General features: G+C 61.7%; 2 protein-coding genes. Both read left to right on the forward strand.

The window, feature by feature from the left end:
• On the forward strand, window positions 1–351 hold a 351-nt coding region (locus I6F10_RS19980; RefSeq protein ID WP_197099312.1), incomplete at its 5' end, for an HNH endonuclease.
• The coding region (locus I6F10_RS19985) for a DUF2800 domain-containing protein (RefSeq protein WP_197099313.1) at window positions 348–1,016 on the forward strand (669 nt) is incomplete at its 3' end. The genes I6F10_RS19980 and I6F10_RS19985, both read left to right, overlap by 4 nt.

Raw genomic sequence — 1,016 nt, forward strand, 5'->3', positions numbered from 1 at the left:
GCCGGAGATTCCGTTGCGCACATGAAAGTGCACCGCCTCGTTGCTGCCGCTTTTCTTGGCGATAGCCAAGAAGCGACTGTGAATCACAAGAACGGAATTCGTCACGACAACGCGCTCGGCAACCTGGAGTGGATGACACATCTGGAAAACTTGGAGCACGCTCGTACTGTCCTCGGCACTCGGTCAGGCCAAAAGAACCCCATCGTTGGAACCCACGCGGTTACCGGCGACAAGATTGGTTTCTTGACGGTGGTGGCAGCTTGGCGCGCAGGCTTCAATCGCACCCGCATGCATTTAGCGTTGCGCGATGCTAGTCGTGTCTATCAAGGCTATAAGTGGGAGTACGCATGACATACCATGCCCGTCTTTCTCCGTCGAGCGCCGCAAGATGGACGAGCTGCACCGCGTCCGTGGGTGCCCAGGAGGGTGTCCCGAACGAGGGCAACGAGGCCGCGCGCCGGGGGACCGCCTGCCACCAGATGCTCGAAGAGATGCTGTTGGACCCGAGCATCGACCCGCAGAGCTATCTGGGGCGAAATCTGGTGTTCTTGGAAGGCCGCGAAGTCTGGGTGAACCCGGGTTGCGCGGGGCCGCTCTCGAAAGAGATCGTAACCATCGACCAAGAGCTGATCGACATCTCGACCACGGCTGTGAACTACGTGCGTGAGCGCGCAGCCCTCACCGGCGCCGAGATGCTTGTGGAGCGCGCCGTCCCCATCGGTCAGTTCACCGGCGAGGAAGGTGCCACCGGCCGCACGGACGTGACCTTGATCTACGGCACCACGGTGGAGGTCATCGACCTCAAGGGCGGCCGTGGCCGCGTGGATGCCTACGACGTGATCGTGCCTGCCACCACGGACATGATCACCGGCAAGCCCGTACCCGAAGTGGTGCGCGCCAACCTGCAGATGGCAGGCTATGCGCTGGGGACCATTGAGGAACTTGGCCTGCTCTACGACATCCGCGACGTGGTGATGACCATTGTGCAGCCTGCCATCGGCCACCTCAGCACCTAC

The sequence above is a fragment of the Pseudoalteromonas sp. SWYJZ98 genome, assembly GCF_015864495.1.
GTDB lineage: Bacteria > Pseudomonadota > Gammaproteobacteria > Enterobacterales > Alteromonadaceae > Pseudoalteromonas > Pseudoalteromonas distincta.